We start from the raw sequence: 24,348 nt of genomic DNA, 5'->3' as shown, positions 1-24,348 counted from the left end.
TCGGCAACTTGATTGATTAACCATTCAATCTAAATGATCTTTAGTTGTAGATTGACTTGGTCGCAATTTCACCTCAAGGCTCTACTGCAGGTTGTTGGAACCGCCGAAGCGAGGGACTATCCGGCGAAAGGGACGTCGGCGAACCGCAATCAAAAAAGAGCAACGGCAGGAACAACGGCGGGCGTCAGCCGGAAACGTTGCAAGAGTGACCACAGCTCCCGGTTGTCGCAGCAAAGGCTGACCGGACGTGCGCGGTTGCGCTCATGAGCTGCATGGATCGCTGACAGCGTAGCCGGTGCCGACCAGCGCGGCTGGTGGGCAGCCCCCATCAGGGCGAGTGTTCAGTATGAGTGGTGGACGGCACGAAGGCTATATCGATCCGCACGATCCGATGTACTACGCGCCGCGCGACTTGCGCGAGCGGACTATGCGGCCGACGGCGGCGCCGAAACGGTCCGCGGAGCATCCACCGTTGGCTGCCGATGGCCCCGGCAACCCGCGGCGCAGTGACCATTCGGACGTATTCTCCAAAGCCGTCGCCCAAGCCATGTACGAGGCGATGGGGCCCATCGAGGTGCCGGTCGCCCTCCGTAACTCGGGAAGGCGCGCGCTGCTCAGCGTAGGGGTCAGGTTCGCGATCGCGACATCAGTTGCAGCAGGCATCGCGCTGATTCTCGTCATGATCATTCCAGCGTCGCAAAGGCCCGGCGTTCAATCGAACGACGCCACATCGATCTCGTCGCTTTGGCAATCGGTGAAAGCCGCGATCGGGCCGGCACCGCAACGCAAGCAGGCCGCGACGCTTGCGGTGGAGGACAGCAGCGGGCTTGCCGACGTCCCCTTGCCGCTCAGGATGCGCGTGGGTGCGCCCCCTTCCGGCGCCATCGTTGCCATCAACGGACTGCCAACCGACGCACGGTTGACCTCTGGCAAGCGCGTCGCCAACGAGTGGCGCGTGCCCGCGTCGGAAATTTCCGCCTTGTCAGTCGTTCCGCCAGACGGTTTCGTAGGCCAAATGGTCGCGATGGCAGAATTGCGTGACAGCAACGGCGCCGTGCTCGCGGTTGGCTCGAGCCGACTTTCCTGGAAGCCCGCCGCCAGAGTCGCTCCGCAGCCGTCGACAGCCGTTACGGCCGTACCGCCGGCGCGCTCCTTGGTGACCGCCCCACCGCCGCAGACGGACGCCGTGCGCAACCTGGATCCGAAGGAAATTTCTGGCCTCGTCAAACGTGGACAGGATTTGCTCACAAGCGGCGACGTCTCGGCGGCGAGGCTACTGCTGCTGCGCGCGGCCGAAGGAGGAGACGCGCGCGCCGCGCTGCTGGTGGCCAGGACATACGATCCGACCGTGCTCAAGCAGTTGGGCGCCAGTGGCCCGCTCGCGGACCTCGCGCAGGCCCGCAACTGGTACCAGAGGGCAAAAGAACGGGGCGACCCCGAGGCTCAGCGACAGCTTGATGCGCTCACGCCCACCCGCTGATCCCAGCACCGCGCGTCGCGCGTGCCTGTCAATCTCGACCACGGGTCAGGCGGAGGCAAAGCGTTAGAGCATGATCCGCAGAAGGTCGGATCAGATCATGACCATTCTGCCTGCCTGATCTCGATACTTCCCGGAGCGCCAGAGGCCCTCACGACATAGGATCGAATGCGTTCGTGATGACGTCGTCATGCCCGGGCTTGTCGCGGGCATGACGCGTCTGGTGACGGCTTATATGCGTATGCGATTGCCCTGTCCGCGCGGGGGAGCAACCGCAGGACCGAACAGGTTTTAGGGCAAGCTATCCGGCTCACGCCGCCGCGTTCGGGAAGCGGTAGTCCTTAAACTGGTCGCGCAGCGCGGTCTTCAGGATCTTGCCCGTCGCCGTATGCGGAATGCCGTCGACGAAGGCGACGTCATCGGGCATCCACCATTTGGCGATCTTGCCGTCCATGAACTTCAGGATGTCCTCGCGCGTGGCCTGCTGGCCCTGCTTGAGCTGCACGATCAAGAGCGGACGCTCGTCCCATTTGGGATGATAGACGCCGATCACGGCGGCCTCCGCCACGGCCGGATGACCGACCGCGAGGTTCTCCAGGTCGATGGAGGAGATCCACTCGCCACCCGACTTGATCACGTCCTTGGAGCGGTCGGTGATCCGCATGTATCCGCCCTCGTCGATGGTCGAGACGTCGCCGGTGTCGAAGAAGCCCTCCTCGTCGAGAATGTCGGCGTCGACGCGGTAGTAGGCCTTGGCGACGGCGGGGCCGGAGACCTTCAGGCGGCCGAACGTCTTGCCGTCCCAGGGCAGCTCCTTGCCGGCGTCGTCGGTAATCTTCATCTGCACGCCGAAGGGCGCATAGCCCTGCATCTGGAGCACGTCGAGCCGCTGCTCGCCGGTCGCATCATTAAACGGCGGCTTCAGCGCCGAAACACTGCCGATCGGGCTCATCTCGGTCATGCCCCAGGCGTGGCGCACGTTCGAGCCCATGTCGAGGAACGCCTTGATCATCGAGCGCGGCATCGCCGAGCCGCCGCAGATCACCATCTTCAGATGCGGCAGCTTCAGATTGTTGGCGGCCATGTGCTGGAGCAGCATCAGCCACACCGTCGGCACGCCGGCGGTGTGCGTCACCTTCTCGGTCGAGAGCAGCTCGTAGACCGAAGCGCCGTCGAGCTTGGCGCCGGGCATCACCAGCTTGGTGCCCTGCGAGGGTGCGGAGAAAGCGATGCCCCAGCTATTGGCATGGAACAGCGGAACCACCGGCAGCATTGTCTCGGAGGCGCTGGTGCCGAGCGCGTCGACATTGTTGGCCATCAGCGCGTGCAGCACGTTGGAGCGATGCGAATACAACACACCCTTGGGATCGCCCGTCGTGCCGGAGGTGTAGCACATCGCGGCTGCCGTGTTCTCGTCAAAGTCCTTCCATTTGAACTTGCCGTCGGCCTCTGCGATCCAGTCCTCGTAGGCGACGGCATCCTTCAGCGTGGTCTCCGGCATATGCGCTTTGTCGGTGAGAACGACATAGCGCTCCACGCTCGGGAGCTTGTCGGCGATCTTCTCCAGGACCGGCACGAAGGTGATGTCGGTCATCACGATGCGGTCCTGCGCATGGTTGATGATCCAGGCGATCTGCTCGGGGAAAAGACGGGGATTGACGGTATGGCAGATGGCGCCGATGCCCATGATGCCGTACCAGACTTCGAGATGGCGCCAGGTGTTCCAGGCGATGGTGGCAATACGGTCGCCGAGCTTGATGCCGTCGCGCTCCAGCATCTGCGAGACCTTGAGCGCACGCTTGTGGATTTCGGCATAGTTGGTGCGATGGATCGGTCCCTCGACCGATCGCGTGACGACCTCCTGCTTGCCATGAATCCTGGCGGCGTGTTCGATGATCCGGTGGCAGAGCAGGGGCCAATCTTGCATCAAACCAAGCATTCCGACGTTCCTCCGAGAATTTGCTGGGCGGGTTGTCGCTCTCAGCGCTGGGCCAAAGAATTGTCATGAGTTTTAGCCTGCCGGACTTTCGCCGCAAATGGTCTTGTCGCGGCTATATGTCCGCTGGCGCGGCAATGGTTACCGTCGCGCTCGGGGTCTCGCTCGTGCTCACCGGCACGGCGGAGGCGCGAAAATTTGCTACGCCGCTGGATATCTTTGGCATTGGTACACCACGGCCGCGCGGAACGGTTCATGCGGCCAAGAAAATCCCCTTGCAAATCCCCTTGCCGCGACCACGTCCGGACGAGGCCCCCAAAGGATCAGACAAAGAAAAGGAATCAGACAAGGCATCGGACAAGACCGAGCCGGAGACCCCCGCCGGCAAGCCGAGCGAACCGTCAGCGGCCGAGCGCCCGCCGGCGGAGCCCCAACCCTCGGCCTGTCGGCTCGCGCTAACCGAGGAGATCGCGATTGCGCCGTCCATTCCCGCGATCCGCGGTCCGGGCGGCTGCGGCGGCGAGGATTTGGTGCGGCTGGAAGCGATCGTGCTGCCGGACAAGCGCAAGGTGGCGGTGAAGCCGGCGGCGATCCTCCGCTGCCCCATGGCGTCCGCGATCGCCGCCTGGGTGCGCTCGGACATGGTGCCGCTCGCCGCGAGCCTCGGCTCGACCATCAGCGATCTCGATAATTTCGATTCCTTCGAGTGCCGTGGCCGCAATCGCATTGCCGGCGCGATGCTGTCCGAGCATGGCAAGGCGAATGCGCTCGACGTGCGGTCGCTCAAGCTCGCCAATGGCCAGTCGATCGGCCTGACCGAGCGCACCGTCTCACGTGACGTGCGCGAGCGGATCCTGCATTCGGTCTGCTCGCGCTTTACCACGGTGCTCGGGCCGGGTTCGGACTGGTACCACGAGGATCACATCCATCTTGATCTCGCACAGCGGCGCAATGATTACCGCATCTGCCAGTGGAACGTCTGGGATCCCCTGCCACAGGTCGCGCCGCTATTGCCTGCGGAGCGTCCCGAGGAGGCGCCGCCGCGCGAGGTCGCGGCCAAGTCCGAGACGGCGAAGGATCAGGCTGACGAGGCCGAGACGGAGAAGACGGCCGCACCGGCGGACAAGTCGCCGCCTCATGCCGACGCCAGCCCGCCGCCGCGCAAGGGCTCAGCAAACAAGCGCGCAACAAAAAAGCGCCAGTGAAACCGGCGCTTTTGGTGGTCTTCAGATCGAGAGCAGATCAGTAGCTGCCCGCCTGGCCGTTCGAACCGCCGCCCTGCAGCGCGAGCCGCGAGTTGTACGGGGAGTCGCCGTGCTTCGGTTCGAGCACGACCACGATGGTGCCGACCTTGACGCGGTTGTAGAGGTCGATCGCGTCCTCGTTGGTCAGGCGGATGCAGCCCGAGGAGATCGAGGCGCCGATATATTCCGGCTGGTTGGTGCCGTGGATGCGGAACAGCGTGTCCTTGCCGCCCGAGTAGAGATACATCGCGCGCGAGCCCATCGGATTGTCCGGGCCCGGGGCAACGTAAGTCGGCACGCCCAGGCGCGAAATCTCGCCGGGGGTCGGATGCCAGGCCGGCCACTCGGTCATGCTGCCGACCTTGGCGATGCCGGACCAAGCCATGGCCTCTTCGCCGACGGTGATGCCGTAACGAATCGCCTTGCCACCATCCAGCACGTAGTAGAGGTAGTGATTGTCGGAATCGACCACGATCGAGCCGGGCGACTCCTTGCGGTGATAGTCGACGATGGCGCGGCGGAACGGTTCCGCAACGGGGGTGTTCTCGTACCGAACTTTGGCAAGGAGTTCCTTGTCCTTCGGCTTGAAGGCCTTGGTGTCGGTCGCCTCGTAATGTGTTGCCTGCATGCAACCCGACAGCATCAGGCCGGCGGCCAAAATTCCCAGCTTAACTTTCAGCGACGACATGGTTTGGTTCCAATCAAAACTATACCGCGCAGGTCCTGAGCTTATCGCCGCAGTTCCTCGACTCCGTTGGTCCCATTATCGTTGAAATCTGCCACAATTCCAGCGTTTAGGGCCTTTTCCCGCGCTGCAAGACCGAAGCTGTGGCTTTTTTGCCGCAAGTTTTGCGGCCTTGGGCTGATTTTTGGGCAAGAGCTGCCCAACCGTCGATTCCGTGCGGCGGTTGAGCCACAGGACGGCTGCAAATACGAAGACTCCGTTAATCTGCGTGTCATCATGAACTTGTCAGAATCGCGCTAAGGACTCTTGGTCGGGTCAGAGGCCTCTACTGGAGTAGTTTATGTTTTCCGTGTTTGTTCCGTTCGAGTCCTCCCTGAGGAAGGCCGTCATCGACGATCTCTCGGTGCTGCCGGAGAGCGCCGTCTGGATCGATCTGGTCAACCCGACCGCCGTTGAGGACAAGGCGGTGGAGCGGCTGGCGGGGATCGCGATCCCGACCCGGGAAGATATGCAGGAGATCGAGATCTCCAGCCGCCTCTATATCGAGAACGGCGCGCGCTACATGACCGCGACGCTGATGTGCAACTCCGATACCGACATGCCCCGGACCACGGCGGTGACCTTCATCCTCGGCGACCATCGGCTGGTGACGGTCCGCTACGACCTGCCCAAGCCGTTCTCGCTGGTGGAGGCCAAGCTCGCCCGTTCCTGCACCCCGGCCATCACCGGCGAGATGGTGCTGATGGAACTGCTGGACGCGGTGATCGACCGCTGCGCCGACATCCTGGAGCGCTGCGGCGCCGAGATTGACCAGGTCTCGCACGACATCTTCGAGCCCGAGAGCGAACGTCACGGTCACGCCAAGCAATATTCCCAGATCCTGATCTCGATCGGCCGTAAGGGCGACCTGACCTCGAAGGTTCGCGAGAGTCTGGTGTCGATCGGCCGCGTCGTCACCTTCCTGTCGGCGGTGGTCGAAGGCGTGAAATGGTCCAAGGACATGCGTGAGCAGCTCAAGACCATGCAGCGTGACGTCGCGTCACTGACCGACCACGCCTCCTATCTTTCGAACAAGATCACGTTCGTGCTCGATGCCATGCTCGGCGTCGTCAATCTCGAGCAGAACAACATCATCAAGCTGTTTTCGGTCATGGCCGTTGTCCTGATGCCGCCGACGCTGATCGCCTCGATCTACGGCATGAACTTCAAGGTGATGCCGGAACTCGAATGGGTGCACGGCTATCCGATGGCGCTGGTGATGATGCTGGTCGCGGCGATCGTCCCGTACTGGATCTTCAAGTTCAAGAAGTGGCTGTGATACCTACCGAGACCTTACGCTGTGCGCAAAGACACGCCGGTTGGTGTCGCAGAATAGATCGGGATTCTGGCCGCGACGTGGTGCGTGCGCTCTGCCCCAATTCCTCCGGTAAAATTTGAGCGGTGGGCTGAACGTTTGGGCGAAACTTGTCTGCGATAAGACAGGGGTAGCCGCGAGGAACAGCCATGGTTGAAAAACGCATAACGTCGCCCCGCAACGTCATCGATCTGGCGAGCTATCGTCAGGTCCTGGCGAGCGGCAAGGCGATGTCGGCACGTCTGTGCCGGCACTGTGGTGCTCCGCTGCTCGATGGCGAGAATGACGACGACTGCTCGACTGCGTTCAGCAGGGCCGCTCCGCGGCTGCGCGAGACGTCGCGTCGGATTCGAGTCGATTGAGGAACGGAAGGTAAGGGCGATCCAGGTCTTGCGGCGGCGTTGTCTGGATCGCCTTGCTTCCCTAGCGTTGGTTGCACGCGATCGCCATTTCCAATTCCGTCATTGCGAGGAGCGAAGCGACGAAGCAATCCAGATTGCCGCCGCGAAGGCAACCTGGATTGCTTCGCTCCGCTCGCAATGACGATGGGCGTCTAAACGTGCTGGCCGCCGTTGATGTGGATCTCGGCGCCGTTGACGTAGGACGAGGTGTCCGTGCACAGCACGTAGATGATCTTGGCGACCTCGTCCGGGGTGCCGAGCCGGTGCATCGGGATCTGCTGGTCGACGATCTTCTCGGTGCCGGGCGACAGGATCGAGGTGTCGATCTCGCCCGGCGCGATCGCGTTGACGCGCACGCCGACGCGGCCGAAGTCGGAAGCCATCTCCCGCGTCAGCGACGCGAGCGCGGCCTTCGAGGTGGCGTAAGCCGCGCCCGCGAAAGGATGCACGCGCGAGCCCGCGATCGAGGTGACGTTCACGACCGATCCCTTGGCTGCCTTCAGCTCCTCGATCAGCCCGCGCGCCATCATGATCGGTGCGAAGAAATTGACGTGGAAGACGTGCGTCCAGGTGTCGAGGTCGGTATCGACCGAGCCGAGCCGCGTCCCGCCGGGACCCTTCGGCGAGATCGCGGCGTTGTTGACGAGCGCATGCAGCGTGCCGCCCTCGAGACGGCGGCGGATCTCGGAGATCGCGCGCGTGGTGTCCTCGGGGTCGCCGAGGTCGACCTGGATGTGATCCTCAGGGCCGGCGTCCCAGGGGCAGTCCTCCGGAAATGGATGCCGCGAGCAGGTGATGACGCGCCAGCCTGCCGAGGAGAAGCGGATCACGGTGGCGTGGCCGATGCCGCGGCTCGCGCCAGTGAGGAGCAGCGTACGTCGCGGCACGTTGGTTGGATGCGGCATGGAGATCTTTCACTTCAAGGATACATCCGCGTCTTGGACCACGGCTGGCCGACGGCGTCACGACGAAATTCGATGCGGTCGTGCAGACGGAATGGGCGATCGTGCCAGAACTCGATGCGCATCGGCGTGATGCGCCAGCCGCTCCAGCCCGGCGGCCGCGGCACCTCGCCGATGACGTATTTGGCGGCGACTTTGGCGATCGCCTGCTCGAAGGCGAAGCGGCTTTCGAGCGGCTGCGACTGCTTGCTGGCCCAGGCCCCGATCTGGGCCTGCTTGGGACGGGTGGCGAAATAGGCGTCGGCTTCGGCATCGGTCACCGGCGTCACGTTGCCGCGGATGCGAACCTGGCGGCGCAGCGACTTCCAGTGGAAAAGCAACGCGGCCTTAGGATTTGCGGCGAGTTCGCGGCCTTTCTGGCTCGCAATATGGCTGTAGAAGACGAAACCGTCGGAATCGAAGCCCTTCATCAGCACCATGCGCACGTCAGGCAGGCCGTCGGGATCGACGGTTGCGAGCGCCATCGCGTTCGGATCGTTGGGTTCGCCTTTGATCGCCTCGTTCAGCCAGGTCTCGAACAGCGCGAACGGCTCGTCGGCGGCGGTGAAATCACCGGATGTTAAGGGTGTCTGGTGTTTCATCGAGGTCGTGTCGGTCATGTCCGGAGTCCGAGTTGCGTCCCGCGGCCCAAAGCGCGTTGTTGTCCGCTTCCGCCCTATATAGGGCATGGGGACGCGTTGGCCTATCGGCGATCCGCCCGTCCGGCCTTCTCATGACAATGATTCTAATCGGCCTGGGCACGGGTGGCTGCAGCTTCTCCCGCAATGACACTGGCGGCCCCTTCGCCAAGGCCGACGAGGGCGATCTCACCGGCTCGATTACGCGCTCTGCGAAGGACGCCGCACCGACCGAGACCGATCTCGCCTTTGCCCGCAACGCCGCCTCCGACGTCCTGAGCAAGGGCGACAAGGATTCCAGCCAGCATTGGGAGAATCCGGAAACGGGGGCCCGCGGCTCGGTGACGCCGATCGCGCAGTCCTACGCGGCGGAGGACGGCCGCAAGTGCCGCGATTTCCTGGCAAGCTATGTCAACGGCAATACCGAAAGCTGGCTCCAAGGGGCCGGCTGCGAAAGCAGCCATGGCCGCTGGGAGATTCATACGCTAAAGCCGTGGCGGAGCTAGGAATCGCGTCGCGACCCTAGTTGCAAAAATGCCACGCGCCCACCACATGAAGTGCAGGTGGGGCGGGGAGCCCTTTGAACACATCGATTTCCCAAGAGGAGACGTGACGGATGCGCGACCCCTATGAGGTCTTGGGGGTGCCGCGGAGCGCCAACGCTGCCGCGATCAAGAGCGCCTATCGCAAGCTTGCCAAGAAGCATCATCCCGACAGCAACAAGAACGACCCGAAGGCTGCCGAGCGCTTCGCCGAGATCAACACGGCCAACGAGATCCTTGGTGACGAGGACAAGCGCAAGCAGTTCGATCGCGGCGAGATCGACGCCGAGGGCAAGCCGCGCTTCCAGGGTTTTCCGGGCGGCGGCGGCCCGCGCGGGCGGTCAGGTCCGGGTGGCTTCGAGAGCTATACGTTCCGCAGCGGTGGCGGCGGAGCCGGGGCGGGCGCGTTCGAGGACATCCTCAACAGCATGTTCGGCGGCGGAATGCGCGGCGCGCGGCCCGGGGCCGGCGGCGGTGCCCAGTTCGAATTCGACACCGGCGGGATCGGGCTCGATCTCGACCTGAAGGTCGCCATGACCGTCTCGCTGGAAGAATCGGTGAAGGGCGGGGACAAGCGGGTCCGGCTGCCGAACGGCAAGGAACTCAACGTCAAGATCCCGGTCGGCGTCACCGAAGGCCAGCAGATCCGGCTGAGGGGACAGGGCGAGACAGCACAGGGTCATCCGCCCGGCGACCTCCTGATCACCATCAACATCGCCCCGCATCCGTTCTTCAAGGTCGAGGGCGCCGACCTGCGAATCGATCTGCCAGTCGCGCTCTACGAGGCCGTGCTCGGCGGCAAGGTCCGCGTGCCCACTCTCGGCAATGCCGTGGAGCTCTCGGTCCCCAAGAACACCTCCAGTGGCCGAACCTTCCGCCTCAAGGGCAAGGGCCTGCCGAAGGCGGGCGGAACCGGCGACCTCTTCGTCACCATCAGGATTATGCTACCGGACGGGAACGACGCCGAGCTTGAGGCATTGATGGAGAAGTGGCGGGACCAACATCCCTATAATCCGCGTAGCGGGCTCGGCTAGGGCGCTGGCCGAGACCGATGAGACCATCGGAGCATTCTCTTCCCGACAGATGATGCCCGAATATGCGCCTGAAGCGCTGTGAGCGCTTCGACGCTAAGCGTGCTCGGCGTGTCGGCTGCCCGGCGGGGCAGCCGCCGATAAGGTGCGGCCTCGAGAGGGGGACCAGCGCGGTACCAAAAACCCCAATCGAGGCCGCCCGCGTCGATCGGCGGATCGAACGCCACTCATTTTCGCGTGATCATCCGGTGCGATAATGAGACGCACGCATGTCCTGATTCCAAATTTTCAATGTCGGAATCGAGGCACGGCGCTTGTGCAGTTGTTTACGTGCCGTGTTTCTCGGCTTGGTCGTAAACGGCCTGCGCCACCTTGGTCAGCCGGTCACGGTCGCTGCCGCCGGTGACGACATAGCCGACGCCGCGGTCGGCCCAGAACAGCGATCCATCCTTGTCCGTCTTGGCATAGCGCATCTGTGTCGCGCCGCTCTCTGTCTTGGCGGTGTAGATCGTGAACCGCTCGCCCGACGTGCCCTCATACATCAGGAATGACGCCGGTCCGTTCGGCCCCGGCAGCAGCCTGCCGCCGACGAGCTTGAGGCCGCTCGCTTCCAGGTTCGGCGCAAACACGGTCCAGCCGCAGCGCTTGGTCAGCCAGGCCTGGAGATGGTCGCGCTCGTTGCCGGGGACCTCGACGGGATGGCGGACCTCGACGACGTAGAGGCGGTGGGCATCGACCGCATCCTCGGTGAAGCTCTGGAAGGTCGACGGCACGGCCGCAGCTCCATGCGCGAACCAGCCGGCCGTACCGCCGGCGACGAAAGCCACCAGCACCGCCGCGGCGGCGCCGTAGAGCCATTGCCGCGGACGGCGCTCGAGCCGCTCGAGCTCCAGCCGCGCCGGCACCGGCTCCTGGGCGACGGAGTCGTAGCGGGCGTGCAGCATCTCGGCCATGGCGCGCCAGGATTGCACCCGCTCGGCATCCTCGGGGTTGGCGGCAAGCCAGGCCTCGACGTCGGCGCGGCGCTCCACCGGCAACTCGCCGTCGATATAGGCGTGCAATTCGTCCTCGGTCACTGCAATCTTGCGGTCGTTCATATCGGTCGTCTCTGGCTCCGCGGCCCAAAATATAGTTCGCGACTTGCCTGCGCTTTGTCCCGCTGCATGCGGGGCACGCGACATGCGCGATGCATTAATCCTGCCATCATTTCACCCGCCTGAGCGCCGGACGCTCACCTTCCAGCGAAGCTTTAACGTGAGCCCGGGCTCGCGCCAGGCGTGACATTACGGTGCCGATCGGCACGCCCTGGATATCGGCGACCTCGCGGTAGCTCAGGCCCTCCAGCATCACCAGCAGCAGCACCGAGCGCTGCTCCTCGACGAGCGTTGACAGCGCCTTCTCGATGTCGCGCCCTTCGGCCTCCGTCCCGCTGGCATCCGGATTGTTCTCCGTGAGCTGCATGAACTGCGGCCGTCGCGCCAGCGAGCGTCTGCGATTCTTGTTGAGGTTGGTCAGGATGGTGTAGAGCCAGCTCCTGACGTCGCCTCCGAGGAACAGCCGTTCCGAGCGCAGCGCCCGTACCAGGGTATCCTGCACCAGATCGTCGGCCGCATCCGCATCGCGCGTCAGCGCGCGGGCGTAGCGGCGCAGCGCCGGGATCATCGCTTCCACGCTCTGGCGAAATGCACTCATGCCGTCTTGAAGTCCTGCCGTTCGGCGCGAGCGCCTCGATCATCATAACACCCGAGCGGAACGGCTATTCCGGCCTTCGAAACAGCGTTAACGCCGCGTATTAGGACTGTACCGCGAAGGAGGGCTGGTGTACCTCCAGATTTCAACCCGCTCGATGGGACGACAGGAAATGGCGCAGAATTCAGGTCTGATGCAGGGCAAGCGGGGGGTGATCCTCGGCGTTGCCAACAACCGCTCGATTGCCTGGGGCATCGCCAAGGCATGCCACGCGGCCGGCGCCGAGCTCGCGTTCACCTATCAGGGCGATGCGCTGAAGAAGCGTGTCGAGCCGCTCGCTGCCGAAATCGGTGGCCTCGTGCTGGGCCATTGCGACGTCACGGACGCTGCAACCATCGATGCCGCATTCGCGGTGCTGAAGGAGAAGTGGGGCAAGATCGACTTCCTCGTGCACGCGATCGCCTATGGCGAGCAGCTCGACGGCCGCTATGTCGACACCACGCAGGAGAACTTCACCAAGTCGATGCTGATCTCCTGCTACTCGCTGACCGCGGTGGCGCAGCGCGCCGAGAAGCTGATGACCGACGGCGGCTCGATCATCACGCTGTCCTATTACGGCGCCGAGAAATGGATGCCGCACTACAACGTGATGGGCGTGGCGAAGGCGGCGCTGGAGGCCAGCGTGCGCTACCTTGCCGCCGATCTCGGCGAGAAGAACATCCGCGTCAACGCGATCTCGGCCGGGCCGATCAAGACGCTCGCCGCTTCCGGTATCGGTGATTTCCGCTATATCCTGAAGTGGAACGAGTACAACGCGCCGATGCGGCGCAACGTGTCGACCGAGGACGTCGGCGGCAGCGCGCTGTATTTCCTCTCCGACCTGTCGCGCGGCGTCACGGGCGAAGTGCATCACGTCGATTCCGGCTATCATGTGCTGGGCATGAAGCGCCCCGATGCGCCCGACATCGCGCTGGGCGGGAAGGAGTGAGCATGATCCGGAAAAGTGGGAACCGGTTTTCCGACAAGATCATGCTCGAAGAAAAGAGCTAGCCGCCGACTGCAATGCTCGTGCCCACGATCTACTTTCTTCGCCACGGCGAGACCGAATGGAATGCGCTCGGGCGGCTGCAGGGCACCAAGGACGTTCCATTGAACGCGCGCGGCCGCGTTCAGGCGGTGCAGGCCGCCGGCATTTTGGCCGATCTGTTCAAGCGCGATGGTCGCGACAAGACCGCGCTGCCCTTTGTGTCGAGCCCGCTCGGTCGTGCGCGCTCGACCATGGAGCTCGTGCGCGCCAAGCTCGCATTGCCGGCCACGCACTACTCACTTGATGATCGCCTGCGTGAGATCGGCTATGGCACGTGGGAAGGCCTGACGCTGGCCGAGAGCGAAGCCTCCGATCCCGAAGTCTATGCCCGCCGCCTCGCCGATAAATGGTCGGTGGCTCCACAGGGCGGGGAGACCTACGCTGCCGTGCAGCTCCGCATGCTCGACTGGTACGAGTCGCTGCTCGTCGACACCGTCGCGGTCGCCCATGGCGGCACCGCCCGGGCCCTGATGGTCGCCCTCGGCATCGAGACCCCGGCCAGCGCCGCCGAGCTCTATATCGAGCAGGGCGCGGTCTACGTGTTCCGTGACGGGCGGCTGGAGAAGTATAGTTAACCCCGCACGCCATCATTCCGGGGTCGTCGCCCTTCTGCATCGCCCGGAATGACGGCAACAGGGTTGAACGCTGTGCCCCTGGGCGTTACCACAACACAAGTCAGAACTGACTTACGAGCCAGAGACGAATGTCCTTCAACACCTTCGGCCACATGTTCCGCGTCACCACCTTTGGCGAGAGCCACGGGGTGGCGATCGGCTGCGTGGTCGACGGCTGTCCGCCGCTGATCCCGCTCACCGAGGCCGACATCCAGCGCGATCTCGATCGCCGCCGGCCCGGCCAGTCGCGCTTCACGACCCAGCGCCAGGAGCCGGACCAGGTCAAGATCCTCTCCGGCGTCATGGCGCATCCGGAGACCGGCGTGCAGGTGACGACGGGTACGCCGATCGGGCTTCTGATCGAAAACACCGACCAGCGCTCGAAGGACTATTCCGAGATCAAGGACAAGTTCCGGCCCGGTCATGCCGACTTCACCTATGAGGCCAAGTACGGCCTGCGCGACTATCGCGGCGGTGGACGCTCCTCGGCGCGCGAGACGGCGATGCGGGTGGCCGCCGGCGCGATCGCGCGCAAGGTGCTACCCGGCGTGACCGTGCGCGGCGCGCTGGTGCAGATCGGCCCGCACAAGATCGACCGAGACAAATGGGACTGGGACGAGATTGCGAAGAACCCGTTCTTCTGTCCCGACAAGGACAAGGCCGCATTTTTCGAGACCTACCTCGACGGCATCCGCAAGAGTGGCTCCTCGATCGGCGCCGTCATCGAGGTCGTCGCCGAAGGCGTGCCGGCTGGCCTTGGCGCACCGATCTACGCCAAGCTCGATTCCGATCTGGCGGCCGCGATGATGACCATCAACGCCGTGAAGGGCGTCGAGATCGGCGCCGGTTTCGGCGCGGCCGAGCTCACCGGCGAAGAGAACGCCGACGAGATGCGTACCGGCAATGACGTCACGCGCTTCCTGTCCAATCATGCCGGCGGCGTTCTTGGCGGCATCTCCACCGGCCAGCCGGTGGTGGTGCGCTTCGCGGTGAAGCCGACCTCGTCGATCCTGCAGCCGCGCCTGACGGTCGATCGCAAGGGCACCGATACCGAGATCATGACCAAGGGTCGGCATGACCCCTGCGTCGGCATCCGCGCCGTTCCCGTCGGTGAGGCCATGATGGCCTGCGTTCTCGCCGACCACTTCCTGCGCGACCGCGGGCAGGTGGGGCGTTAAAGCCATCGCGCCTTGAGGTCGCGCCACTAGCCCTACGCGCGGCTTGACGGCCCCACAACTTCGTCCGCAAATGCGGCCATGGAAAGCCCCGAGCTGCAGCGGATCACCAACTGGCTGATCGATGGCGCGAGGTCATCGGGCGAACCCGCCAGGATGATCGCCGATGTCTGCGAACGCCTGGTCGCAGCCGGCCTGCCGGTGTGGCGGTTCGGCATCTTCATTCGCACGCTGCATCCCGAAATCTTCGGCCGCAACTTTATCTGGCGGCAGGGCGAGGAGGTCGAGGTCGGCACCGTCGACTTCGACATCCTGGATACGCCCGAATTCGCTCAGAGCCCGCTTCGGATCGTGTTCGAGCAAGGCTTGGAGGTCAGAGGACGCGTCGACGACCCCGACAGCAAGCGGTTTCCGATCATCAACGACATGCGCGCCGAAGGCGCGACCGACTACGTCGCGGTGCCGATGCCGTTTCTCGACGGATCGATCCACGCGACGAGCTGGATGACACGGCATCCCGGCGGCTTCAGCGATGACCACATTGCGACGATCCGGGCCGTCATGGCGCCGCTCGCGCGCGTCAGCGAGATCGTCAGCCTGCGCCGCACCGCCGCGATGCTGCTCGATACCTATGTCGGCAATCGCGCCGGCGCGCGCATCCTCGGCGGCCAGATCCGCCGCGGCCACACCGACACCATGCAGGCGGTGATCTGGCTGTCGGACTTGCGCGGCTTCACCGCGCTGTCCGACCGGCTGCCTGCCGAGACCGTGGTCGAGATCCTCAACCAATACTTCGACTGTCAGGTGACCGCGATCCGCGGCCACGGCGGCGAGGTCCTGAAATTCATGGGCGACGGCCTGCTCGCGGTGTTTCCGATCGACGAATATGTCGGCGATGCCGCGCATGTCTGTTCGCGGGTGCTGGAAGCCGCGCGCAAATCCCGCGCCAGTGTCGAAGCGCTCGCCTTCCCGGTCGGCGACATCATCGAGCGCTTCCGCTTCGGCGTTGCGCTGCATGTCGGCAACATCCTCTACGGCAATATCGGCGGGGGCAACCGGCTCGACTTCACCTGCATCGGACCCGCGGTCAATCTTGCGGCACGGCTGGAGAAGATCGCCGGCCGCATGGGGCGGACCGTTGTGGCCTCGGAAGGCTTCGCCAACGTCTGCCACCATGGCTGGCGCGAACTCGGCGAGTTTCCGATCGCGGGGTTTTCCAAGGCGCAGCGCGTGTACGGGCTCGCCGAGGAGGCACCGGTGGTGATGGCGTAAGGCGTGTTTCGGTCAAAGACCGATATTGGCTCTTTGAGTGAAGCAGACCAGGCAGACGTCCGACCGGCCCCGACACATTGCCGCTGCAATCAAAACGGTATAATATTCGGCGTTGCTCGGCCGGCTCCACATGCCGGTCTTTCGTTCGATCCTGCATTGCGTCGCGAAAAACAGGAGCACGATCATGCCGATTACGACGCTGAAGGTTTTGGCAAGCCTCATTCAATTGCATGGGCCGGGCGCAACCATTCAGAGCGACCATCAGGGGATCGACGCATTGCTGAACGATCTGCGCGGACAAGGTACGGAGCAAGGCGTTGTCTCCGACAAGCCCGTGGCGACCGAGGCCGCGTTCAGACGAGGCGGTTTTGCCAAAGGTGCCAATGCAGGTGCCTTTCGCAGGGGGGCATATGCTCCGGGCGTCGGCGCATTCCGCCGAGGGGGATTTGTTCGAGGCTACTAGCTGAGTGTCCTCCAGCCCGTCTCGGTAATCGGTATGTCGGCTGACGGTTCAGATTGTGCCGCCTTCCACGATCAGCCGATCACGCAATTGCTGGTCAAGGTCGCGGCGAGATGCAACATCGACTGCTCCTATTGTTACTGGTTCCGCGACGCGTCCGTTTATAGCAAGCCGAAGCTGATGGGCCCTGAGGTGCAGCATCGATTGCTGCTGCGGATCGAGGAGCACGTCGTCAGATATTCCCTCGCCGATTTTCCCATTATTCTGCACGGCGGCGAGCCGCTGCTGTGGGGCGTCGAGAACTTCCACCGCTTTGCCGAGGCCTGCGAGGGCATTTCATCGCGCACGGGCTGCGAGATACCCATCGCGGTCACGACCAACGGCGTGTTGATCGACGACGAGTGGCTGGCTTGCTTCGAGGCTCGCAACATTTCGGTTGCGATCAGCGTAGACGGGCCGGCCCATATTCACGACCTCCATCGCAAGACGTTTCAGGGTACGGGCACTCATGCCGCCGTAGAGCGTGCCGCCCGCATGCTGGTGGCGCGCAACATTGGCGTCATTGCCCTTGCCGTCTGCAATCCCGCTTACGCGCCGCAGGAATACGCCGATTTTTTCGCCGCGTGTGGAATCTCCAACTACGACATCATGATCCCCGACGCGACGGTGGATGAGAAGCCGCCATCCATTGCCGCCTTCTACAAGGGGCTGTTCGAGATCTGGCTGGAGGCAAATCGCACGACTGCGGCGACCGATATCCGCATCATATCCGACATGATCACCGCCCTGCTTGGCAACAATGCGCCGACCGAGGGCGTGGGCCACAAACCCGTCGAGCTTTGCACCGTGATGACCGACGGCACTGTGGAGGCCCATGACGTGCTGCGGATTGCGGGCGACGGCTTCACCAACACCAGCTTCAACATCTTCGATCATGCGATCGACGAGGTCCGGAATGAGCCGCGCTGGAAGGCCGCCCGCGATGCTTCGATCAATCTTTGCGCGAAGTGTCGCCAGTGCAAATTCATGAACGCCTGCGGGGGAGGCTATCTTCCGCACCGCTTCTCCAGGACGAACGGCTACGACAATCCTTCGGTCTATTGCGACGATCTCTATTCGATGTTCGAGAACATGCAATCCGTACTGGAGAGCCATCTCTACGTCAGCAAGCCGGACGGCGATCGCGTCAGCGTGCGTGACACGTTGGCGGGCGCCTAGAGCATGATCCGGAAAAGTGTGCAGCGGTTTTCCGAAAAGATCATGCTCAAACAATAACCTAAAGCGCGATGACGATTTATCCTAATCTCATCGCGCTTTAGTGCACGGCTGCTTCGCTGTCCAGCGTGCGCCGGTTCTGCACTATTGCTGATGCTCTGTGGCGGGAATGCAAAGCCGGAAAGCCGCCTTGAGGTCTATTCCTCAGGCTCGGTCGTGAACAGCAGCGGATAGCCCTTGGCGCGGCCGGCGTCGGTGGCGCGCGTCGCCTTGGTCTCGGCGACGTCCCTGGTGAACACGGCGACGACGCAGGCGCCAAGCTTGTGCGCGGTGATCATGACCTTGTAGGCCTCATCCTCGGTCATGCGGAATTCGGCCTTGAGCACCAGTGTGACGAATTCGCGCGGCGTGTAGTCATCGTTGATCAGGATGACCTTGTGCAGCCGCGGCCGCTCGACTTTGGTTTTGGTCCGCGTCTTCGGCGCGGTGACGGTGTCGCTCATTCCGCCTCCTGAAACGGCGGGCTTCGGGTTCCAGCCGCGACGGTCAGGTCGCGGCCTTCTCACCATATTGTAGGACCTGGACCTTCTCCAAGGTGATCAGGCCGCTCGACATCATGCCGTCCAGGATGGGCAGGAATGCGTTGATGTTGTCCTCACTGTCGACGATCTCGATCAGCAGCGGCAGGTCCTCCGACAGCCGCAGGATCTTCGAGGTGTGCAGCCGGCTCGACTTGCCGAAGCCCATCGGTCCGCGCAGCACGGTGGCGCCGGCAAGGTGCCGCTCGCGCGCCGTCATCACGATCGCTTCATAGAGCGGCTTGCCGTCGAAATGGTCGCTCTCGCCGATAAAGATCCGGAGCAACACTGCCTGATTGGGAATTTGCATGATCAGCTCCTTTTCAAGCGATTATAGCGGCTCGCCATCATATGGCCGAGCCACACCGAGGCCAGCCAGCAGATCAGGGACGCCGCAATATAGGCCAGTGCCGTCGCTTTCATGCTGCCGTGCAACAGGCGGAAGGTTTCCAGGCTGAAAGTCGAAAAGGTGGTGTAGCCGCCGCAGAACCCGGTCATGACGAATTGCCGGTGCTCAGGCCGCGCCAGGAGGCGGCCGTCAGGGCCGGTCAGCGTCGCATAGAAGCCGATGATCAGCGAGCCCGTGGCGTTGATGAACAGCGTCGCGAAGGGAAATCCGGGGCCGGTATCGAGCGCGAGCCCGACCAGATAGCGCGTCAGCCCGCCGACAATGCTGCCGGCGGCGACCCAGGCATAGAGCACCGCGCTGCGCCAGCGGTCGGCGGAGGTGGGGACGCTCATGCGCAGCTAACCTCCAAACCGATCCGCAAGGAGGAAGCCGCAACTGACGGCCACGAGGCACAGGCCGACCGAGAACACCACGTTGCCGAGCGCATGGAGCTGCTCGCCGCTGCGTGCCAGCGTCAGCGTTTGCAGGCTGAAGGAGGACACGGTGGTGTAGCAGCCGAGGAAGCCGGTAACCGCGAACAGCCATGGGGTGGGCGAGGCGAAGACCGAGCCCGGATGCGTCGCCAGCGCGCCGAGGATGCCGATCAGGAACGCGCCGGTGACGTTGATGGTCATGGTGCCCCAGGGAAATGTCTCGCCCAGCCGCCGCGCGATCGCACCGGAGATGAAATAGCGCGCGCATCCGCCGAGCGCGCAGCCGATCACGATTGCGACCAATCCGCTCAGCACGTCCGATCCTCATGCGTCGTTGTGTTCATCGTTGCCCCTTTGACGTCGTCGTTGGTGTCGTGATGCCGTCGCCGATCGCGAGCAGGCCCGCCAGCGAGACCAGCGCGAAGCCGAGCCCGGCGAGGAACGTACCGGCCGGGCCGTAAGCGTCCCACAGCGCGCCGGCGATGATGCTCGCCGCCAGCATCGCAAGCCCCGTGAACAGGTTGAAATAGCCGAACGCGGTGCCGCGCAAGCTTGGCGGTGCGGCATCGGCCACGAGCGCCGCGAACAGGCCTTGCGTCAGCCCCATATGCAGGCCCCACAGCACGATGCCGAGCGCGAGGCCGGCCATGCTCGGCAGCAATGCGAGCGCGAGATCGGCCGCGGCGAGAACCACGAGGCCAAGTGCGAGCAGGCTGGTGCGGTTGATCCGGTCCGACAGCACGCCGGCCGGATAGGCAGAGAGCGCATAGACGATGTTCATCAGCACCAGCACGGCCGGGACCCACATCGCGTTGATCCCGATGCTCTGCGCCCGCAGGATCAGGAAGGCCTCGCTGAAGCGTGCGAGCGTGAAGACGACGCCGACCGCCACCACGCGCCAATAGACCGCGCCAAGCTGCCGCATTGCGGCGAGGTTGAGCGGATTTTTCGCGGGCTCCCCCTTTGCGTCCGGCTCAGGCTCGTTCACCGCGAGCGCGATCAGTCCGAAGGACAGGAAGCCCGGCACCACCGCCACCCAGAATACCGCAGCAAAATTGTCCGCGGTCCACCACATCAGCCCGATCGCCGCCAGCGGCCCGACGAAGGCGCCGATGGTATCGAGCGACTGGCGCAGGCCGAAGCTCGCGCCGCGCAGGCCGGGCGGGGCGAGATCGGCGATCAGGGCGTCCCGCGGCGCGCCGCGAATGCCCTTGCCGACCCGGTCGATGAAGCGTGCCGCGACCAGCCATCCGGCGCTTGGCGCCAGCGGGAACAGCGGCTTGGTGAAGGCGGCCAGCCCATAGCCGAGGGCCGCGAGCAGCTTGCGCCGGCCGAGCCAGTCCGACAGCGCGCCCGAGAAGATCTTCGTGATCGAGGCGGTCGCCTCCGCAATGCCCTCGATGAAACCGACCGTGAGCGTCGAAGTGCCGAGCACCGTGACGAGATAGACCGGCAAAAGCGCGTGGATCATCTCGGAGGAGATATCCATCAGCATCGAAACGAAGCCGAGTATCCAGACCCCCTTCGGGACCCGGTCGAGCGCGGCATGTGGCGTCGTCGTCACGTCGTGCCTTTCGTTACCAGACAACAAAAAACCCGCCATCGGCGGGCTCGTCCATGCTCCCGCCGAAGGCAGGGCTTCGCATTGCCCCACCTCGAGCAGGAGTCATCAGCCCATTACGGTCGTCTGCCGCCGGGCGGTTATCGGGGGACTCCATCCCCATCTGCGAGCGCAAGCCTAGCATGGAAATTGCGGCGGACAAGAGTTGGCGCCGCGCGCGCATCAATCACGCCCCGTCATTCCGGGATGGCGCGTCAGCGCCAGACCCGGAATCTCGAGATTCCGGGTTCTCGCTTCGCGAGCCCCGGAATGACGCTGTATGTACGATCGCGTGCGCGGTCTCGCGGCACGACCATGGCAGAGCTGCGGCAGCTTTGCGCAACGGCGCACATCCTTAACTCGAATGTGAAGCCCAGGCGATCTTCGCGCTTTTCGGCCGCGCAATTGCATGTCACCATCGCGTCATACGACGGGAGGGCGCGATGCGCTTGCTATTCTCGATCGGGGCTGTGCTGGTTGCCGGCGTGCTTGCCGGTTGGGATGTCGCGAGCGTCGCGGCGCCGGGGCCGAAATATCAGCCGCAGCGGCAAGCGGCCGACAAGGATGCCCAGTCGGTCGATGTCGAGCTGATCCTCGCGGTCGACGTCTCCTACTCCATGGACATGGACGAGCTCGCGATCCAGCGCGAAGGCTACGCGCAGGCAATCCAGTCGAAGGAGTTCTTGCAGGCGCTCAAGTTGGGTCCGAACGGCCGGATCGCGGTGACCTATTTCGAATGGGCCGCCTCCAGCGACCAGAAGATCATCATTCCCTGGCGACTGATCGATGGACCCGAAACGGCCGATGCTGTCGCCGCCGAGATCTTGAAGACGCCAATCCGGCGCGCCTCGCGCACCTCGATCTCAGGCGCGATCGGCTTTGCGATGCCGCTGTTCGACGAGAATCCCTATCACGGGCTTCGCCGCGTGATCGACATTTCCGGTGACGGCCCCAACAACAATGGCGGTCCGGTCACGGTGGCGCGCGACGCGGCGCTCGAGAAGGGCATCGTCATCAATGGCCTGCCGATCATGGTCAAGGAGCCGTCCTACTCGACCATGGATATCGACAATCTCGACTACTACTACGAGGACTGCGTCGTCGGCGGCCCCGGCTCCTTCGTGATCGCGATCAAGGATCGCGAGAAGTTCAAGGAGGCGATCCGTACCAAGCTGCTGATGGAGGTCGCCGGCCGCAAGCCGGAGCCTCCGGTGACGAGGGTCGCCGACAAGGAGCCGCGGGTGAACTGCCTGATCGGCGAAAAGATCTGGCAGGACCGCTGGGGACGCTGAGGCGTTACCGTAAGATGAGACCATTTGCCCCATCTCAGCCGCCGGTTGAATTTAACGGCTCGTTAACCACCGCACGGCCCTAATCCGACCGTCTCCAGTCGTGTCGGGCTGTGTCCTGATATTGCTATTGCCCGTCCCAACGAAAGCGGTTTTGTCGAACTGATCCGTCTCGCAGTCCCATGGCCATCGTCACGCAAAGCACCAGCCAGATTTCGCCCGCCATGGAGCGGGTCTATCACCAGAGCAATCTGCTCGGTGAGTGGAAAGGCACGTGGGCAGGAAACAGCCAGGCCGTCGCCTTCAAGGTGGTGAACATCCGCGGCGCCCGGGCGCAGGTCGAATACACCCATAACGGACATACCGAGCGCGGCTTCGGCCAGGTCGACGGCGCGACCATCAGCTTCGGCTCCGTCACGATCGGAACCAAGGACGGCAAGGGCGCGGCGCTCGTGTTCTCCGCGGGCGGCGGCAAGGCGAGCGCGTATCTGGAAAAGCAGGCGCCGCCGGCCGACGACAACCGCCTCATCGGAAGCTGGGGCGGCTATTCAGCCGACAACGGCAAGAGCGCGAGCTTTCGCGTGCTCTCCGTCAACGGCAAGGAAGCGCAGGTCAGCGTCACCACCGACGGCATCACCCGCCAGGGCACCGGTATCGTGTACCAGAACGTCATCATGTTCGGGCAGGCACAGATTTCGACGGATGACGGCAAGAACGGCAAGATCATCTATCAGTTTGGCACCAAGTCCTTCGTGGTACCGGTGACGAAATATCCGCCAGCGGATTCGTCATCAGCGGTGGACAAGACGGCGTAGCGGCTCAAAGCCGAGCCACGCAGGATTGCGTCAGCGTCTTCAATTGCCGGTCGATCGTGCGCAGGTTCAAAAGCGCCGTCCCGAACGCGTGGTTTCCGATGCGTCGCCAGATCGCCGACGTTTGCTCCATCAGGTCCGGAATCGTCAGCGGAAACTCCGCCGCCTGCTGCAACGCCGCCTTCTCGTTGATGAGATATTCCCCGTTCAGCGCAAATAGGACCTGGGCGATGCAGGCGAGCGCGCGGTAGGCGCAGCCCGCGACATGGACCTGATCCTCACGCAGCGCGGCAAGCTCGGCATTCTCGATGCTGAACAGGATCTCCCACCGAAATCGCTGGATCAGCGCGTCGCGCAGCGGCTGCGGATAGGGAAGTGCGATCGACTTCAGCTCCGCAATCACCGCGCGCTCATCGCGCAGCGCCTGACAGCAGGCGATCTCGCCCATCCAGATCGCCGAGCAGAACCCGTGCGGATGTCCGGGTTGATAGTCCATGCTGATCTGTCCCGCCCGGCAGGCCTCCATCGTGCGCCGGACCGCATCGATGTTCCGGTAGAGCAGATCGACCTTCTGTCCCTCGATGGTCAGCCAGGCGCCACCGACGATCCACGGTCCCCATTCGCCAACCGAGGTGACCGTCGTCGCCTCCGGATCGTCGGCGAGCTGCCGCGCCGCCTGTTGCAGGCGATCAGTGTCGAGCTTGCGGTTGTCAGAGAAATACAGCCCGATGTCGTAGTCGGAGTTTTCGTGCGACGTCCCTCGCGCCCGCGAGCCACCGAGCACGATGGCCTCGACGCCTGCGACGCCGCCGAGCGTGGATGTCAGCCGCTCGATGAGCGGATCGTGCTGGATGTCCGTCTGCGCTGCCATCGGGCGAAGCCCCGCACGGTGCTGTGTGCTTCCGGCCGCGGGTATGGTCCTCTTGTGGGGGATGGTCAACTCCCGGACGAGTGACTGACTGATGGTTCGCGTTGCCAACGCGGCCGGCGGCAGGCAAGACTGGCACATCGTTCGAGCTGGGTGAAATCGATGGCGAACGCCAGACTTGCCGAAACATCCGACCTTGCGGGGCTGCTCGCGCTATTCCGCGCCTCCGACGTCAGTGCGAGCGCTGCGCCTGAGGAGGCCGCAGACATCTGGTGTCAGACCCTGGCTCGTGGCGACCTCGCCGTGTTCGTGTCGGAAGCCGACGGCCAAATCGTCGCCACCTGCATGCTCATCACCGCGCCCAATCTGTTGCGCGGCGGCCGGCGCCACGGCTTTCTCGAGAATGTCGTGACCCATCCCGTCTATCAGGGACGCGGCCACGGGCGCGCCGTCGTTGCAGGCGCGCTCGCGGAAGCCTGGCGCCGGGATTGTTACCACGTGCTGATGCAAAGCGGCCGCAAGGATCCGCGCGTGCATCGCTTCTATGAGGCCTGTGGCTTCGTGCCGGGCTTGCGGGTCGGCTATGTCGCGCACAGGCCCGCGCCCCCGGCGTAACGG

General features: G+C 64.0%; 27 protein-coding genes and 1 riboswitch. Of the genes, 15 read left to right on the top strand and 12 right to left on the bottom strand.

Annotation, left to right across the window (positions count from 1 at the left end):
- The first annotated feature begins 346 nt into the window (after positions 1-346).
- A complete protein-coding gene (locus MTR72_RS05095) occupies positions 347-1,480 on the top strand; it encodes a hypothetical protein (protein WP_280965336.1) in 1,134 nt (377 codons plus the stop codon).
- A 307-nt stretch (positions 1,481-1,787) separates the two neighbouring features.
- Here the strand turns inward: MTR72_RS05095 and MTR72_RS05090 are convergent, their stop codons facing one another.
- The gene (locus tag MTR72_RS05090) at positions 1,788-3,416 is read right to left on the bottom strand and encodes a fatty-acid--CoA ligase (RefSeq protein WP_280965335.1); all 1,629 of its coding nucleotides are present in this window, start codon (positions 3,414-3,416) and stop codon (positions 1,788-1,790) included.
- A 65-nt stretch (positions 3,417-3,481) separates the two neighbouring features.
- On the opposite strand from MTR72_RS05090, the gene MTR72_RS05085 reads away from it, so the two are divergent.
- Positions 3,482-4,618 (top strand): extensin family protein, encoded by a 1,137-nt coding sequence (locus MTR72_RS05085; protein WP_280965334.1) that lies wholly within the window; start codon positions 3,482-3,484, stop codon positions 4,616-4,618.
- Between the two features lie 37 nt (positions 4,619-4,655).
- On the opposite strand, the gene MTR72_RS05080 is transcribed toward MTR72_RS05085, so the two are convergent.
- On the bottom strand, positions 4,656-5,345 hold the full coding sequence (locus MTR72_RS05080) for a L,D-transpeptidase (RefSeq protein WP_280965333.1): 690 nt from the start codon (positions 5,343-5,345) through the stop codon (positions 4,656-4,658).
- Between the two features lie 337 nt (positions 5,346-5,682).
- Between MTR72_RS05080 and MTR72_RS05075 the strand changes: the two genes are divergently transcribed.
- Both MTR72_RS05075 and MTR72_RS05070 read left to right on the top strand, forming a co-directional pair.
- Positions 5,683-6,660, top strand: a complete 978-nt coding sequence (locus MTR72_RS05075; protein ID WP_280965332.1) for a magnesium transporter CorA family protein — start codon at positions 5,683-5,685, stop codon at positions 6,658-6,660.
- A 185-nt stretch (positions 6,661-6,845) separates the two neighbouring features.
- Positions 6,846-7,058, top strand: a complete 213-nt coding sequence (locus tag MTR72_RS05070; protein ID WP_279371699.1) for a hypothetical protein — start codon at positions 6,846-6,848, stop codon at positions 7,056-7,058.
- A 191-nt stretch (positions 7,059-7,249) separates the two neighbouring features.
- On the opposite strand, the gene MTR72_RS05065 is transcribed toward MTR72_RS05070, so the two are convergent.
- Positions 7,250-8,002, bottom strand: coding sequence for an SDR family NAD(P)-dependent oxidoreductase (locus tag MTR72_RS05065; protein WP_280965331.1), 753 nt, complete (start codon positions 8,000-8,002; stop codon positions 7,250-7,252).
- Positions 8,003-8,016: 14 nt separating this feature from the next.
- Positions 8,017-8,658 carry a pyridoxamine 5'-phosphate oxidase gene (gene pdxH, locus MTR72_RS05060; RefSeq protein WP_280965330.1) on the bottom strand — a complete coding sequence of 214 codons (642 nt, stop codon included), beginning with the start codon at positions 8,656-8,658 and terminating at the stop codon, positions 8,017-8,019.
- A 113-nt stretch (positions 8,659-8,771) separates the two neighbouring features.
- Between pdxH and MTR72_RS05055 the strand changes: the two genes are divergently transcribed.
- A complete protein-coding gene (locus tag MTR72_RS05055; RefSeq protein ID WP_445819550.1) occupies positions 8,772-9,182 on the top strand; it encodes an RT0821/Lpp0805 family surface protein in 411 nt (136 codons plus the stop codon).
- 110 nt (positions 9,183-9,292) lie between these two features.
- Positions 9,293-10,252, top strand: coding sequence for a DnaJ C-terminal domain-containing protein (locus MTR72_RS05050; RefSeq protein WP_280965328.1), 960 nt, complete (start codon positions 9,293-9,295; stop codon positions 10,250-10,252).
- A gap of 323 nt (positions 10,253-10,575) precedes the next feature.
- On the opposite strand, the gene MTR72_RS05045 is transcribed toward MTR72_RS05050, so the two are convergent.
- Positions 10,576-11,346: an anti-sigma factor family protein gene (locus MTR72_RS05045; RefSeq protein WP_280965327.1), complete on the bottom strand. Its 771-nt coding sequence runs from the start codon at positions 11,344-11,346 to the stop codon at positions 10,576-10,578.
- Positions 11,347-11,452: 106 nt separating this feature from the next.
- Positions 11,453-11,941 (bottom strand): sigma-70 family RNA polymerase sigma factor, encoded by a 489-nt coding sequence (locus tag MTR72_RS05040; RefSeq protein WP_279371693.1) that lies wholly within the window; start codon positions 11,939-11,941, stop codon positions 11,453-11,455.
- A 169-nt stretch (positions 11,942-12,110) separates the two neighbouring features.
- On the opposite strand from MTR72_RS05040, the gene fabI reads away from it, so the two are divergent.
- From fabI to MTR72_RS05010, 6 genes are all read left to right on the top strand, one after another.
- Positions 12,111-12,926, top strand: a complete 816-nt coding sequence (gene fabI / locus MTR72_RS05035) for an enoyl-ACP reductase FabI (RefSeq protein WP_280965326.1) — start codon at positions 12,111-12,113, stop codon at positions 12,924-12,926.
- Between the two features lie 74 nt (positions 12,927-13,000).
- Entirely contained in the window at positions 13,001-13,600 is a 600-nt protein-coding gene (locus tag MTR72_RS05030) for a histidine phosphatase family protein (protein ID WP_280965325.1), read from the top strand.
- A 128-nt stretch (positions 13,601-13,728) separates the two neighbouring features.
- Entirely contained in the window at positions 13,729-14,817 is a 1,089-nt protein-coding gene (gene aroC / locus MTR72_RS05025) for a chorismate synthase (RefSeq protein ID WP_280965324.1), read from the top strand.
- A gap of 78 nt (positions 14,818-14,895) precedes the next feature.
- On the top strand, positions 14,896-16,086 hold the full coding sequence (locus MTR72_RS05020; protein WP_280965323.1) for an adenylate/guanylate cyclase domain-containing protein: 1,191 nt from the start codon (positions 14,896-14,898) through the stop codon (positions 16,084-16,086).
- Between the two features lie 184 nt (positions 16,087-16,270).
- Positions 16,271-16,549 carry a hypothetical protein gene (locus MTR72_RS05015; RefSeq protein WP_280965322.1) on the top strand — a complete coding sequence of 93 codons (279 nt, stop codon included), beginning with the start codon at positions 16,271-16,273 and terminating at the stop codon, positions 16,547-16,549.
- A 33-nt stretch (positions 16,550-16,582) separates the two neighbouring features.
- Positions 16,583-17,764, top strand: a complete 1,182-nt coding sequence (locus MTR72_RS05010) for a radical SAM protein (RefSeq protein ID WP_280965321.1) — start codon at positions 16,583-16,585, stop codon at positions 17,762-17,764.
- Positions 17,765-17,958: 194 nt separating this feature from the next.
- Here the strand turns inward: MTR72_RS05010 and clpS are convergent, their stop codons facing one another.
- The 5 genes from clpS to MTR72_RS04985 are packed head-to-tail and all read right to left on the bottom strand — an operon-like array spanning position 17,959 to position 20,764.
- Positions 17,959-18,264, bottom strand: a complete 306-nt coding sequence (gene clpS, locus MTR72_RS05005) for an ATP-dependent Clp protease adapter ClpS (RefSeq protein ID WP_280965320.1) — start codon at positions 18,262-18,264, stop codon at positions 17,959-17,961.
- A gap of 43 nt (positions 18,265-18,307) precedes the next feature.
- The gene (locus MTR72_RS05000) at positions 18,308-18,649 is read right to left on the bottom strand and encodes a DUF190 domain-containing protein (RefSeq protein WP_280965319.1); all 342 of its coding nucleotides are present in this window, start codon (positions 18,647-18,649) and stop codon (positions 18,308-18,310) included.
- 2 nt (positions 18,650-18,651) lie between these two features.
- The gene (gene crcB / locus MTR72_RS04995) at positions 18,652-19,080 is read right to left on the bottom strand and encodes a fluoride efflux transporter CrcB (protein WP_280965318.1); all 429 of its coding nucleotides are present in this window, start codon (positions 19,078-19,080) and stop codon (positions 18,652-18,654) included.
- Positions 19,081-19,086: 6 nt separating this feature from the next.
- Positions 19,087-19,476 (bottom strand): fluoride efflux transporter CrcB, encoded by a 390-nt coding sequence (crcB, locus tag MTR72_RS04990; RefSeq protein WP_280965317.1) that lies wholly within the window; start codon positions 19,474-19,476, stop codon positions 19,087-19,089.
- A 25-nt stretch (positions 19,477-19,501) separates the two neighbouring features.
- Positions 19,502-20,764, bottom strand: a complete 1,263-nt coding sequence (locus MTR72_RS04985; protein WP_445819549.1) for an MFS transporter — start codon at positions 20,762-20,764, stop codon at positions 19,502-19,504.
- Between the two features lie 50 nt (positions 20,765-20,814).
- Positions 20,815-20,892: riboswitch (Fluoride riboswitch) on the bottom strand.
- Between the two features lie 312 nt (positions 20,893-21,204).
- Between MTR72_RS04985 and MTR72_RS04980 the strand changes: the two genes are divergently transcribed.
- Together MTR72_RS04980 and MTR72_RS04975 are read left to right on the top strand one after the other, a co-directional pair.
- Entirely contained in the window at positions 21,205-22,053 is an 849-nt protein-coding gene (locus tag MTR72_RS04980; protein WP_280965316.1) for a DUF1194 domain-containing protein, read from the top strand.
- A 179-nt stretch (positions 22,054-22,232) separates the two neighbouring features.
- Positions 22,233-22,865 carry a hypothetical protein gene (locus MTR72_RS04975; RefSeq protein ID WP_280965315.1) on the top strand — a complete coding sequence of 211 codons (633 nt, stop codon included), beginning with the start codon at positions 22,233-22,235 and terminating at the stop codon, positions 22,863-22,865.
- A 4-nt stretch (positions 22,866-22,869) separates the two neighbouring features.
- Here MTR72_RS04975 and MTR72_RS04970 read toward each other — a convergent pair whose 3' ends face one another.
- Positions 22,870-23,733, bottom strand: coding sequence for a nucleotidyltransferase domain-containing protein (locus MTR72_RS04970; protein ID WP_280965314.1), 864 nt, complete (start codon positions 23,731-23,733; stop codon positions 22,870-22,872).
- A gap of 159 nt (positions 23,734-23,892) precedes the next feature.
- On the opposite strand from MTR72_RS04970, the gene MTR72_RS04965 reads away from it, so the two are divergent.
- On the top strand, positions 23,893-24,345 hold the full coding sequence (locus tag MTR72_RS04965) for a GNAT family N-acetyltransferase (RefSeq protein WP_280965313.1): 453 nt from the start codon (positions 23,893-23,895) through the stop codon (positions 24,343-24,345).
- Positions 24,346-24,348 lie beyond the last annotated feature (3 nt).

The organism is Bradyrhizobium sp. ISRA442, assembly GCF_038085055.1.
In the GTDB taxonomy this organism is placed as follows: domain Bacteria; phylum Pseudomonadota; class Alphaproteobacteria; order Rhizobiales; family Xanthobacteraceae; genus Bradyrhizobium.
Note: the sequence above shows the minus strand (reverse complement) of the source record. Positions and strands in the feature narration are given on the sequence as shown.